We start from the raw sequence: 13,735 nt of genomic DNA on the forward strand, positions 1-13,735 counted from the left end.
TATATTAACCATTTAAATAATTATTATCCATTTATTCTTTAACACTACCCAAATTTAATCCTACCACGAAGTACTTCTGCAAAAAAGGGTAAACGAACAAAATCGGCACTGCCGTAACAATTGTGATGGCTGCACGGATGGAAGCCGGTGTCACCAGGGCCTGCATCTGATTGTGCTGATTGCCTGCCAGCGCAGAAGGATCGTTGTTCGTGCTCATGGTGGAACCGAGCAGCTTCATCATTTCATATTGCAGTGTACTCAGTTTGATATCCGATGATGCGTACAGGAACGTGTCAAACCATGAGTTCCATGCGCCTACGGCGATGAATAAAGCTACGGTTGCCAGCACGGGAGTACACAGCGGGAAGATGATTTTCCAGAAGATTCTGAATTCTCCCGCCCCGTCGATTTTCGCCGACTCTGTGAGGCTGCCTGGAAGGGACCGGATATACGTCCGGAGGATAATCAGGTTGAACGCGCTGACCATGCTTGGAAGAATATAGACCATAAAGCTATGAAGTAGGCCTAACTCTTTAATAAGGAAGTAATTCGGAATCAGTCCGGCATTGAAATACATGGTCAGGATGAACAGCATACTTATTTTTTTACGGAAAATGTATTGCTTCTGCGCCAGTGTATACGCTAGCATCGTAGTCAGAAAAACGCCTAATACTGTCGAGAGCAGCGTGCGGGACACGGAGATAAAAGCGGCATGATAGATCGTCCCTGTGATAAAGACGGCTCTGTAGTTCTCTAAGGTCCAGGCACGGGGCCAGAAATATACTCCCCCGGCAAGAGTGTCACTGCCGTCATTTAAAGAAACCGCCAGCGTGTGGAGGAATGGATAGAGCGTGATGGCAACCACAAAGAGCATAAATATCGTGTTGATTGTATGAAAGACAATCGGCTCAATGCGTCCTGAACTTTTCGTCACAGCTTTCATATGGGCTTCCTCCTCTATACTAATCGCTCTTCGCCGAGGCGTTTTGCGATATAATTTGCGATGAATACGAGAATGACACTGACGATGGTTTTGAAGATCCCTGCCGCCGTAGCCAGAGAATAATTCCCCATAGAGATACCATACTTCACTACAAAGATATCAATGGTTTGCGACCAGTCCACAGTAAGCCCGTTACCAAGCAAATATTGGAGTTCAAAGCCGGCATCCAGAATATGTCCGATGTTCATAATGAGCAAGATAACGAATGTGGCTTTAATCCCAGGAAGAGTGACATAGCGCATCTTCTGAAAACGCTTGGCGCCGTCTATGGACGCTGCCTCATACAGAGAAGGATCGATCGAGGTAATGGCTGCCAGATAAATGATGGTACCCCAGCCCACCTCTTTCCACACGTTCGAAGCCCCGACAATGCCCCAGAAATATTTTCCTTCACTGAGCCACATAATCGGTTCTTTAATGAAGTGAAGCTTCATTAAGATGATATTGACAATTCCGTCATCAATCGACAGCGAAGTGGCAACGATGCCCGCTGCGATAACCCAGGACAAGAAGTGCGGCAAATACGAAATAGACTGAATGATACGCTTGAAAAACTTGACTTTGATCTCATTTAGCAGCAAAGCCAAGCCGATTGCCGTAACAGTGCCAAGCACAAGGTTAATAAAGCTCATGGCGACCGTGTTGCGCAGCACCATCATAAAGGTCTCATCTGAAAATAGAAAGTTGAACTGCTGCAAGCCTACCCACTCTTGCTTGCCGAAGGATAGCGCCGGGCGGTAGTTCTGAAAGGCCATTACCCAGCCCCAAATGGGAGCATAGTTAAAGATAATTAAATAGATGGCAATCGGTACTGACATGAAAATAAGCTGCTTCTGCGTTTTTAGCGTCTTCCAGCTAAGACTCACACCGATTTCCGGATCGACTCTGCGTTGTCTGGTCTTCTGGGTTTTGACCGGTTTGTCCAGTACGGTATCAGACATGTAGTGTTCCCCTCCTGTAAGATCATTCTCTCCATACTATCCGGATTAATGAAGAGCGGGAAATACGATTTCCCGCTCTATTCTTTGTCTTGAAATCGACTACTTCACACTCCAGTTTTTAATACGCGACTGGATTCCTTCATTTATGCGGTCTTCATAAGCCTTGATATCCAGCTTATGAATGTGGTCGACATAATCTTGCCAGACCCCATCAAATTCAGCCGGACTGGCCATAATAGCCTTCGGCAAATATTTAATTTGAAGGTCATTCAGTTTGGACTGAGCAAGCTTGGCTGCCGAACCGTCCTTAAGAACGATGGAGTAAGCAGGGAAGTAGATATTATTTTCTTTTGGTTCCTTGAAGAATTCGGACCATGTTTTCTTGTTATACGCCTTCAGGATTTTCTGATCAGAAGGTTTCAGACTGTCGAAGAATTCCTGCGGCTGAGTTCCGGCATCAGCTGCATTCCCGTCGCTGTAGGTACCTTGAATTTTCGGCATATAACCAAACATAGTCGTGATTTTGTTAGCCAACTGCCAGCTTGTTTGATCTGCGTTCGTCCGCTCTTCCGGCGTCCGGTAGAACGTGCCGTCTTCCTTCACTTCATAGTCTTCGCCTTTGATTCCCCATTGGAGAGTTTTCTGCCAATCTTCTGTAATCATCTGATCCAAGAATTTGATAATCCGGACAGGGTCCTTGGCATTGATCGAAATACCTAATCCGCGGTTGGTGCCGACCGCTCCGCGGTCACGATACCATTCCTCAGCGCCCGGATAGAGCAGAGGGAAGCCGATATACGTATTTTCTCTTTTGCCTTGAGAGATCAAAGAGGTTTCTCCATCCTGGAAGTTCCAGTGCTGGTCAAACATACCGATGACCTTGCCGCTTGCGATTTTGGCCAGGTACTGGTCGTAGTTTTGTACGAAAGCTTCTTTATCCATCAAACCTTGAGCGTTAATTTCATTAAGCTTCTTATAATAGGTCTTGGAAATGTCCTTATCGGCAAAAATCTGCGCTTTGTTGTTGTCTACAATAACGCCCCCGTCATTCGGATGGCCCGCCAAGTGCTCAGGAGCGTTCTGAAGCGGGAATACACGCCAGTCGAAGTTGAGCGATTCAAATCCGATCATATCCGGGTGCTTTTCTTTATATTTGGCAATGATATCGAAGTACTCATCCAGAGTCTTGGGAGTCGGATATCCCATCTCCTCAAGCACAGACTTTTGAAGCCAGAAGCCTGGTCCCTGGTAAGTCGGTTCGGTAATTTTACCTTGATATACACCATAGCTTGGCAAAACGTAAATATGTCCGTCGGTCTCATCCTTGATCTGATTCCAGACCGCGGCATAATGCTTTTTCAGGTTGGGAGCGTACTTCTCAATCAAATCTTCAAGCGGAATGTACGCCTTGGCATTGAGTAATTTGTCATCGCCCGACATAATGTCCGGGTAGTCTCCTCCGGCAATCATAACCCCCAGCTTCTGCTGCAGGTCGCCCACCAGAAGCTCCGTTTTGAAGCTGACGCCGGTTTTTTCTTTAATCAGTTTGAGAATCTTGTTGTCCTCCGTAGGCGTCTGCCCGGGACTGGCCAAAAATACCGAGAATGTTGCCGGAGCATTGTCGTCTCCATTTGCCGCTGGGCTTGCTGTTGTTTCCCCCTTGGCCGTGTTGCTGTTAACATTGGCCGCGCTGTTGTTCGCGTTGTTCGAGCTGCAGCCTGTCAGTGCCAGCGCAAGCGCGAATGTACCAGCTGCTAATGCCCGGGCGGAACGTTTTGCCGTTTTATGCATTTTGTTATGCCTCCCCTTTTTGGCTAGTTGCTTTTTGTTTACTGTCAATCACCTGGTGACAACTTAATTATACCTTTCAAGAATGCGCTTCCAATTCATAAACTATAGTTCTTCCCCCCTAAAAATACGATAAAATGAAAACGCTTGCTATTGGTATGCACCTTAGTCTTGCTAAAATACACGGCTTGTCCCTGCTGAATTACAAAAAATAATTTTTCTTAGGTGAAGCCCCTTCCAAGCAGAATAGGGCTGGCGTTAATACGCCAACCCCTGCCAGCACAGTACTATTATACAGATAGAATCACCCCACGGGTGATTGGCTTGTTTACTTACCGGGTGAATGTATAGGAGCTTCCAGCTTCTCCGGTGAACGAAATGCAGTCCAAACCGGGGGCTTCCAGGCAGCAAGGGCCGGATACCGTGCAAGTCACAACAGTTTCCGTAATAAGGCCCTCCGTCCAGGTAAAATCGAGGGTATAACCGCCTCTCGCCCGCAGGCCCTTGACGCTCCCTTCGCTCCAGCTTAGCGGTAATGCCGGCAGCAGCTTGATTTTCCCGGTATGGCTTTGCAGCAGCATCTCGGCTATCCCCGCCGCTCCTCCAAAATTGCCGTCAATCTGGAACGGCGGATGGTTATCGAACAGATTCGGCAGCGTGGAATGCTCCAACAGAGCGCGCAGGTTCGCATAGGCTTTGCCCCCGTCCTGCAGTCTGGCCCAGAAGTTGATGATCCAGGCCCGGCTCCAGCCGGTGTGGCCGCCGCCGCTGGCCAGCCTGCGCTCCAGCGTCGTCCGGGCGGCCTCGGCTAGCTCTGGCGTATGCTCCACGGTGAAGGTATCCCCGGGATATAATGCAAACAGATGGGAGATGTGGCGATGCCCCGGTTCGACCTCTTCATAATCCTCCATCCACTCCTGAATCTGGCCGTATTTCCCGATTTGCGGTTTGGGCAGACGCTCCAGAGCAGCGGCGAGTTCCTCGCGGAACGCTTCGTCCCTGCCGATAATCTCCGCACTTCGGATACAGGCCCCAAACAGTGCATCTATAATCTGAAAATCCATCGACGCCCCGGCACAGAGTACTCCTGACTCACCGCTAGGCAGCTTATAGGTATTCTCAGGGGATACTGACGGGCAGGTAATCAGCCGGCCTTCGGCGTCCTCCATCAAATAATCGAGCAGGAATTGGGCTGCCTCCTTCATCGTCTCATACGCCTGCACCAGAAAATAACGATCCTGGCTGAAGCTGTAATGCTCCCACAGATGCAGGCACAGCCACGCGGCACCAAGCGGCCAGAACGAAGCGGGAAGGTAGGTATCCTGCGGAGCTGTGTCTGCCCAGATATCCGTATTGTGATGCGCCGTGAACCCTTGGCAGCCGTACATGACCCTGGCCGTGACCCTCCCTGGCTCCCGCATCCGCTCAATCAGATCAAACAGCGGCTCATGACATTCAGCCAGATTGCAGATCTCCGCAGGCCAATAATTCATTTGCGCATTGATATTGATCGTGAATTTGCTGTCCCAGGCCGGAGTGAAGCTGTCATTCCAGATTCCCTGCAAATTCGCGGGCAAAGAGCCTTGACGGCTGGAGGAAATAAGCAAATAACGGCCGTACTGGAAATAGGTCGCTATCAGACCCTTATCCTCTTCTCCCTTCTGAAACCGCTTCAGCCGCTCGTCAGTCGGCAGTACGTTCTGATGCGGGTTCTCCGGCAGCGTCAGTGCAACCCTTCCATACAGTCCGCGGTAATCTCCGATATGCCGTGCCTTCAGCTCTTCATAAGGAACCAGGATCAGCTCGTCCAGCCGTCTCTTGGCGTAGAGCTCAGGATCGGGATAGCGGAACGTGGTTCCTGCGGCAAGCAGCAGCGTGACCGAGCTTGCCCCCTCCACAAGCAAATACTCACCAATGGTCCGGCAGATACCGTCTTCTGTGACTGCCTTCAAGGCAGCAGCAAAGGAGCTGCCTCCCTCACCGCCGCAATCTCCGCGCATCGCGAGTCCGCTGTTCTGCCATTTCTCTATTTTCTCCAGATATCTCCAGTCGTGGCGGTTAAACCTCGCCTTTAAGGAAATTCCGTCCTTACAGTCGGTAGTAATTCGGATGGCAATCACCTGGTCCGGGTAGCTGGCAAACATCTCACGGGTATACCTAGCCTCACCGATCCGGTAACTGATCCGGGATATGCCGTTCTCCAAATCAAGCTCTCTTCTGTAGTCTTCGGCAGGCTGTCCATGCCTGCCGAATGACAGCAGCAGCTCTCCCAGCGGCAAATAATGCCGCTGCGCTTCGGGAAGACCTGCCATCGACATGGCAGCCAATTCTTCAGCCTCCCGCAGCCTTCCCTCCAGAATCAGCCTGCGAACTTCGGGCAAATGAGGCAGGGCATCTTCGTTGTTGCGGTCTCTCGGACCGCCGTACCATACAGAATCCTCATTGAGCTGCAGCTTCTCCTCGGCTGTACCGCCAAAAATCATGGCACCGAGCCGCCCGTTTCCAATCGGCAAGGCCTCATTCCATTCCAGCGCCGGTTGCCTGTACCATAACTGCTGCTTATGTTCCATGCTTGTCATGATTGTTACGCTCCTTCAATCCGCATAATATGAACTTACCGATATCGGTATTGTGCTTAGTCCAGCTCTACTAGTGCCTTGATTACCTTAGATTCAGGCCTCAGCCAATCCTCGAACTGGCCGATCATGTCCTTGAACCCGCTGCGGTGGGTAATGTAGCTGCCGACATCAATGTATCCGTCCCGGATAGCATCAAGCACGCGCTCAAAGTCCTCCCGGGTGGCATTTCTGCTGCCCTGCACCGTCATTTCGCGGGCATGAAAATCGGGGTCACTGAAGGTAATCGTGCCTTTCACCAATCCGACATAGGTTAGCGTTCCTCCATGGCCGACAAGCCCAAAAGCACCTTCCATGGAAGAGATGTTGCCGGTAGAATCGATGACATAAGGCAGGAAGTTGCCGTCAGTAAGCTTGGACAACTGCTCCTTCGGCTCCCGTAGAGCGCTCACCGTATGCTCAACCTGCGCCCATTCCCTGCAAAAGTCCAACCGTTCGTCGTTTACATCCATACCTATTACCTTCGCACCGGCGTATCTGGCCATCGCCATCACTCCAAGCCCAATCGGTCCGGCTCCGATCACCAGCACTTGATCGCCAGCGCCAAGTCCCGAGCGCCGTACTGCATGCGCGCCAATCGCCAGCGGCTCCAGCATCGCCGCCTGATCCAGTGTCAACCCTCCCGTGTTCAATAGATTCTGTACAGGCAGAGCTACCCGCTCCCGCATTCCTCCGTCCAAATGAACGCCGAACACCCTCATTTTCTGACAGCAGTTGGTTTTGCCGCTCAGGCAGGCCCGGCATTCGCCGCAATGAAGATAGGGAATGACACTGACCTGATCGCCTACCCGCAGCCCTTCCGGGTTGTCGCCGATTTGCTCAATCGTTCCAGACAGCTCATGCCCAAGCACGCGCGGGTAAGTGAAATAAGGCTGATTGCCCCGATATGCATGCAGATCAGTTCCGCAAATACCGATTCGGCGAATCCTTACAATCGCTTCGCCGGCCTGAAGCTGCGGCTCCGGCAGATCCTCCCTATACACGAATTTTCCGATTTCCTCGCAGATAATTCCCTTCATTATAATCGCTCCCCGTTCTGATCTGGTCCTTCGTTCCACTCCGGCCGGCCGCTCGGCCATGTTGCCCCAGCAACCGGCTTTAGAATTTCCAGCACTTCCTCCAGCAATTGTTCGTTCATCGGCTCTTCTGTCCACAAAATATTGTTGCGGATATTGGCCGGTGTCGCCGTGCTTACCAATGTTGTCGGAATCTGTTCATTCGCTGTCGAGAACTGGACTGCCAGCTTCGCAATGTCTTCTCCCTTGTCCCGGCAATATTCGGCAGCGCGTTTACAAGTAGCCTGGATGTCCCCGCTCGCCGGATGCCAGTCAGGCACCTGGCGGCTACTAAGCAGGCCCATGGAAATAGGCGATGCATTGATCAGTCCGGTTCCCTGCCGCTCCAGTATTGGGAGGAGGCGGAGCAGCGTGGTATCGTTCAGGGAATAATGGCAATATGACAGGATCACATCCAGCGTTGTACGGGACAACACCGTTTCGAAGATATTCAAAGGCAGGCCAGTCACGCCGAAGAAGCGGATCTTCCCGGATTGCTTCAATTCCTCCAGAGCCGGAATTCCTTCTTCCATCACCTGCTCCATTGAACCGAATTCGATGTCATGCAGCAGCAAAATATCCAGATAGTCCGTTCCCAGCCGTCGCATGCTTTCTTCCGCGCTGCGGATTACCCTTTCCTTGGAGAAATCAAACTCATCCTGACCGTAACGTCCCGCCTTCGTGCTTATCATGTACCGGTCCCGCGGAACCGTCTGCAGCGCCTCTCCCAGCACCGTCTCCGCTTTGGTCAACCCGTAATACGGAGATACATCAATGAGATTAATCCCCATGTCGATAGCGGTATGAACCGTACGGATTCCCTCTTCCTTCGGAACTTCCCGGAATACGCTTCCAAGCGAAGACGCCCCGTAACTTAGCACAGAAACGTCCAGCCCGGTGTTTCCCAGCTTTCTGTATTTCATCGCATTGAACCTCCATGGTTACTATCATTTTATTTTGTAGAATCTTGCAGCATTCGCTCCGAAGATTGGCTCCATCTCTTGCGGCGACAGCCGCTCCCGGAGAACCTGCCGCAATCCCTCAATTACCTCATCATAAGTTGCAGCCATGAGACACACGGGCCAATCGCTGCCGAACATCAGCCTTTCGGGTCCAAACAGATCCAGTACTCCATGAACATAGGCAGTGAAATCCTTTTGCGTCCAGCCCTGAGGATCAGCCTCCGTCACCATCCCGGAAAGCTTGCAGTAAATACCAGGATGCTGCGCAATTTCTGCCATATAGCTTCTCCATGGTTCTATACTGCCCGAAGCAATCGGCGGCTTCGCCAAGTGGTCAATCACGCCTCTGAGTCCGGGTACCCGTTCCAGCAGCTCTATAAGCTGCGGAAGCTGATCCGCCAGAACAAGCAGGTCGACGGGAAGATCCTCTTCTGCAAAGTATGAAAGCGCTTCTACATAAGGGGTAGATAAAAGAATGCCGGGATCGTCCATCTCCTGTATCATCACGCGAATTCCGGTGAATTTCGGATGCTCGCAGAACCTCCGGTATTGCGCTTTGAATGACGGGTTCTCAAGGTCCAGCCAACCAATCACGCCAGCTATGGAATCGGTTTTCTCACTTAATTCAAGAATGAATTCGGTTTCCTCCACCGTAGGCGCAGCCTGTACCACAATCGTGTGGCTGATCCCGTGTTTTTGCAAATGCGGCTCAAGATCGGAGGGTAGATAGTCCCGGAAAAGCACCGGAATTTCGGGTGTAATCCATCCGTAATCGTTTCTGTCTATCTTCCAAAAATGCTGATGAGCATCAATATGCATCACCCCACCTCCTTTTCATCTCATTCTAACATCCGATAAAAGAATAAAAATAGCCTAAACAAGCAAATTTATACCTTATTTTGATATAATGACTGTAAGAATCTATAGTTCAAACAAGGAGGCAGTGCAATGAAACCGATCCGTAAGGTTTTTGACAACGAGTTGCCGTTGTCTCTGCTTTTGGACTACAAGGAAACGAAAAGCCAGCAGCGCGAGCTACCCGACCATCAGCATCACTGGTACGAGATCGTCTACGTCTACCGGGGAAAAGGGACGTTTTTTATCGATCAGACGTTTTACGAGATGCGCCAGGGTGATGTCATCGTCGTTCCCGGAAATACAGTGCACCGGGGATTTCCCGACAAAGAGGAGCCTGTGACGTCCTCCGCCGTTTTTTTCAGCCCGGATCTTGTTCATAATCACGCATTCAGTGAGATATACACCTATCTAAAGCTGTTTGATACAGCCAAGAAGAACAAGCAGTACAAATACAATCTGTCTCCTGAACACGCCAAAATATTGCAAAACGATATTGATGCCATCCACGGCGAATGGGAACAGAAATATCCGGACGGCGGCCAGGCTATGACGCTGCAACTCCATCTCATGCTGCTTCACTTAAACCGGTACTGCCTGCCGCAGTCCGCCGGGCTGGACGCCCCTAACGCGTTGGTGCCGGACTGGTTTCGCGAAGCGCTTGCCTATATCAATGACCATCTGAACGGGCCGCTGGAGCTTAGCGCGCTGGCAAAACGGGCGGCCGTATCTCCGGCCCATTTCAGCCGTGTCTTCAAGCAGCGGCTGGGCATGAATGCGACTGATTATATTTCGACCAAACGGATTTTTGCGGTCAAGGATGGCTTGCTCCAGTCCAAGGACAAAATTGAGCACATTGCCATGACCTGCGGCTTTGAGAGCATGCCCCATTTTTACCGCACGTTTAAAAAATATACGGGCATGACTCCCGCCGCTTACCGGAAAGGCAGCAGGCCACACTGAAGCACTTCTTATTCTTTATTCACCGCTTCAAATCTACTTCCCTGACAGCTATAGGTTCACCATGATAAGTAACGATGCACCTTCCGGCATTCCCAGTGAATTCTACCGCAAATGGTCTGACCGCCGGCATACCGGCATAGCTTCCGCTGCGCTTCCCGATCGTTAGGGTACGGTCCGCTTCACTCCACTTCATCTCTATCGTGGCGTACGAACCGTTCTCGTAATTATAGTTGTCCCCTTCATCTTCATACAGTGTGAATGAAGCATCCAGGCCAGAATATACCTTCAGGCCAATCATTGCTTCCGGCTGTTCATCCGCATATTGAACATCCGGGCCAACCGGAACAATGGACCCGGCACGGACAAAGAGAGGAAGCGTATCCAAATCGGCTTTGGCTTCAATCGTCAAGCTGCCCTTGATCCGTTCATCGCTCCAGTAATCGTACCATTCTCCGTCCGGCAGGTAGACACTGCGCTGCTTGCCTACCCCCTGAAGCTCGCGGGAGCCGGGACCATAATACATCGCAGTTGTGACTGGCGCAACCATGAAGGCCGGGCCGAACATGAACTGATCAGCAATATCATGGACCCGCACATCTTCCCGGTAATCGAAAGCCAGCGCACGAAACATCGTATATTTGCGATGTGCGACGGCCCCTGCCATAGAATAGATATAGGGCATCAGCTTGTAGCGGAGCTTCAGATACTTCACCAGCGTATCGTACATCAGCTCGCCCTCTTCGCCGAATCGCCACAACTCTCTTGGCGTATCTGTTCCATGGGAACGGAACATGGGCAGAAAGGCCCCTAGTTGGAACCACCGTACATACAGCTCACGATACCCCAGATCTGCAACGCCTTCGTCATAATCCCCGTTCCAGAACCATTGATCTTGGTGGTTATGAACGAAGAATGCGCCGATATCCAGTGTCCAGTAAGGGGAACCTGTCACGCAAAAATTAAGGCCGTCTGCAATCTGCTTCCTCAGCGTTTCCCAGTTGGCCGCTATATCTCCCGACCAAGTAATCGTGCCGTAACGATGCTGCCCGGCGTAAGCCGAACGTGTCAGATTCACGACCCGTTTGTCAGCGGTCGCAGCACGCTGGCCTTCATAGATACCCTTGGAATGCAGCAGCGAATAGGCATTAATAACCCCCGGATCAAGATAACGCTTGGATTCTGCCGTGTTAATCAGCATGCGCTGCTCGGGCTCCGGCTTCACCTCGCCTTTCCAGTCGGCCTCGAATGGCTCGGTACAGTCGCACCACCAGGCGTCAATCCCATGGGAGAACAGTCCGGTATTGGCTTGCTTCCAGTACAACTCCCGCGCTTCTTCCCGGAAAGCATCATATGTGGCCTGATTGCCGAGCAGGAAGCCGTGTTCATTCATTTCCTGGTGATTATCGCCGCCGGCCCCCATGATCGGCCATATAGATACCATTAGCTTCGCGTTCAGAGCGTGTAAGCTATCCATCATTTCGGAGGGGGTCGGAAAACGCTCCGGATCAAATGTTTTTTGTCCCCACAAATTGCCCGTCCATGACTGCCAATCCAGTACGATGCAATCCAGGGGAAGCGAGCGGTCACGATATTCTTGAACTGTAGCAATCAATTCCTCCTGGGAAACGTAGCGTTCCTTGGATTGCACATAGCCGAAAGACCATTTCGGAAGCATCGGCGCTTCCCCCGTCAAATGCCGGATTCCGCCAATGATCTGATCGAACTCCGGGCCGTAAATCACATAATAATCCATCTCCTCATCCACATCCGTCCAGAGATATGAACCGAATGCATCATCATGAAATGTCATGTACGAATTAGAGTCTACCAGAATTCCGTAACCGCGCGTGGACACAAGGACTGGAACAACCGCTTTCATATTTTGCTGATATAAATACTGGTGCTGGCCCCGAAGATTCATCATTCCCTCTTCATGTGAGCCAAGTCCATACAGGGCCTCATCCTCCTGCCATTCGAATTCCAGCTTTGTATGATAGGCTTGTCTGTCGAACATGAGGTTTCTTCCTTCCGCTCTTGCACGAAGACCATCCGCCCCCTGATCGGTTTCAACCTTATCCGCAGAAGCATCAAAGAGTGTACGGTATACATCCGTTCTTTCAAGCGTTTTCCCGCCTCTGGATGGTTCTCTCGTCAACAATCTCCCATTCGCATCCCAATAACTGAATGCACAGGTCCATTTGTCCACCCGAATAGTGAGGAGAGCAGTCGAAATTTCCAGATAGCCGGGATGGTCCGCAACCGTCCAGAGAACGCCCTCCGCCTCTGGGCGGCTCACTACTACAAGACTCTGTTTCCCGCTTAATTCCGAATCCAGGGTATACCGAATTCTGGCAATGCCCGGAGTACAAAAGGAGATATGCATGATTCCTTCTGTAGTCTCCAACCTGACGCCATCCGAACCGGAATCTACATGCTTCAGTTTCACAGTTTATCCCTACCCTTCCTCATGATTTTGCTATAGTATAATGATATTATTGTTGATAACCGAATATCTAACATATATTTGCGAATCATTGATACAATATTGCGATTTGGGGAGGCATTATGTACGAGCACCGTTACCGGGAGGTCAAGCTGCACGGCCAGCCCGAATTTCCGATTCATATCTACCAAGTGGAGCATCCGGCCAGCGTTCATTCCATCCTTCCTGTGCATTGGCATAATGAGATAGAATTAATCTATTTGGCAAAAGGTACGGCTACCTTTCATATCGAAAACCGGGAGTTTGCCATTCAGAAGGGAGAGTGCCTGATCGTTCATCCCGGAGAACTCCATTCGGGGATTGGCACTGCCTGTGACGGCACTTGCTATTATTCTATGGTGTTCAAATTATCTTGGCTGTCTTCCCCGCAATCGGACCGAATTCAGGAATTATTCTTTGAACCCATCCTGCAGGGAACTGCCAGGCTGCCAGCCCTGTTATCTGCTGCAAACGAAATCCACTCTAAATTGCTCGTTGATGTACGGGAGCTTCTGAGCCGCTATGAGCGCCAATCCACCGCTTATGAAATGAGCTTGAAGGGCCTCCTTCTGCAGTTCATTGCGGATATTTACCAGTACGGGCTGATAGAGAGCAGCAATGAGTCGGGAAGCCTCCACGGACGAGAATACAACCGGCAGATTAAGCAAGTACTGTCTTATATGGAGACACATTCAAGCGAGAAGCTGGAGCTGGATCAGCTTGCTTCCGTAGTGTCGCTTAGCCGCTCCCATTTCTGTACTTTTTTCAAAACGCTGACTGGAATGCGGCCGATGGAGTATTTGAACTATATCCGCATCAACAAAGCGGCCAGTCTCCTCCGCAGCGGATCGTACAATGTATTGGAAGCCGCGCTGGAGTCAGGCTATCAGCATGTCAGCTACTTTTCTAAATGCTTCAAATTTTATATGAATATGACGCCTTCGGAATACAAGACCCGTCATTCTTCCGGTCTTTAGCCATGGTATATGGGCCATACAGAAAGCAGCACCAGAGGATCTCCGAGTGCTGCTTTCTTTTTCAAGGCATATT

Annotated in this window: 10 protein-coding genes; 2 read left to right on the top strand and 8 right to left on the bottom strand. The window is 50.8% G+C overall.

Features of this window, described 5'->3' with window-relative positions:
- Positions 1-31: 31 nt before the first annotated feature.
- From A3842_RS18865 to A3842_RS18895, 7 genes are all read right to left on the bottom strand, one after another.
- Positions 32-943 (bottom strand): carbohydrate ABC transporter permease, encoded by a 912-nt coding sequence (locus tag A3842_RS18865; RefSeq protein WP_074085549.1) that lies wholly within the window; start codon positions 941-943, stop codon positions 32-34.
- A gap of 14 nt (positions 944-957) precedes the next feature.
- On the bottom strand, positions 958-1,944 hold the full coding sequence (locus tag A3842_RS18870) for an ABC transporter permease (RefSeq protein ID WP_074085550.1): 987 nt from the start codon (positions 1,942-1,944) through the stop codon (positions 958-960).
- A gap of 99 nt (positions 1,945-2,043) precedes the next feature.
- Entirely contained in the window at positions 2,044-3,735 is a 1,692-nt protein-coding gene (locus tag A3842_RS18875) for a type 2 periplasmic-binding domain-containing protein (protein ID WP_074102358.1), read from the bottom strand.
- Between the two features lie 329 nt (positions 3,736-4,064).
- Positions 4,065-6,311: a glycoside hydrolase family 95 protein gene (locus tag A3842_RS18880; protein ID WP_074102359.1), complete on the bottom strand. Its 2,247-nt coding sequence runs from the start codon at positions 6,309-6,311 to the stop codon at positions 4,065-4,067.
- Positions 6,312-6,367: 56 nt separating this feature from the next.
- A complete protein-coding gene (locus A3842_RS18885; RefSeq protein ID WP_074102360.1) occupies positions 6,368-7,387 on the bottom strand; it encodes a zinc-binding alcohol dehydrogenase family protein in 1,020 nt (339 codons plus the stop codon).
- Positions 7,387-8,346 (bottom strand): aldo/keto reductase, encoded by a 960-nt coding sequence (locus A3842_RS18890; RefSeq protein WP_074102361.1) that lies wholly within the window; start codon positions 8,344-8,346, stop codon positions 7,387-7,389. Before A3842_RS18890 ends, A3842_RS18885 begins: the two co-directional genes overlap by 1 nt.
- A gap of 24 nt (positions 8,347-8,370) precedes the next feature.
- Positions 8,371-9,204, bottom strand: coding sequence for an amidohydrolase family protein (locus A3842_RS18895; RefSeq protein ID WP_074102362.1), 834 nt, complete (start codon positions 9,202-9,204; stop codon positions 8,371-8,373).
- Positions 9,205-9,333: 129 nt separating this feature from the next.
- Here A3842_RS18895 and A3842_RS18900 point away from each other — a divergent pair, with 129 nt between their 5' ends.
- Complete coding sequence (locus tag A3842_RS18900; protein WP_074102363.1) at positions 9,334-10,203, top strand: AraC family transcriptional regulator; 870 nt, start codon at positions 9,334-9,336, stop codon at positions 10,201-10,203.
- Positions 10,204-10,222: 19 nt separating this feature from the next.
- Here A3842_RS18900 and A3842_RS18905 read toward each other — a convergent pair whose 3' ends face one another.
- Positions 10,223-12,649, bottom strand: a complete 2,427-nt coding sequence (locus A3842_RS18905) for a glycoside hydrolase family 31 protein (protein ID WP_074102364.1) — start codon at positions 12,647-12,649, stop codon at positions 10,223-10,225.
- Between the two features lie 119 nt (positions 12,650-12,768).
- Here A3842_RS18905 and A3842_RS18910 point away from each other — a divergent pair, with 119 nt between their 5' ends.
- Entirely contained in the window at positions 12,769-13,662 is an 894-nt protein-coding gene (locus A3842_RS18910; protein WP_074102365.1) for an AraC family transcriptional regulator, read from the top strand.
- Positions 13,663-13,735 lie beyond the last annotated feature (73 nt).

This window comes from Paenibacillus sp. P3E (assembly GCF_001909045.1).
Classification (GTDB): Bacteria; Bacillota; Bacilli; order Paenibacillales; family Paenibacillaceae; genus Paenibacillus_AQ; species Paenibacillus_AQ helianthi.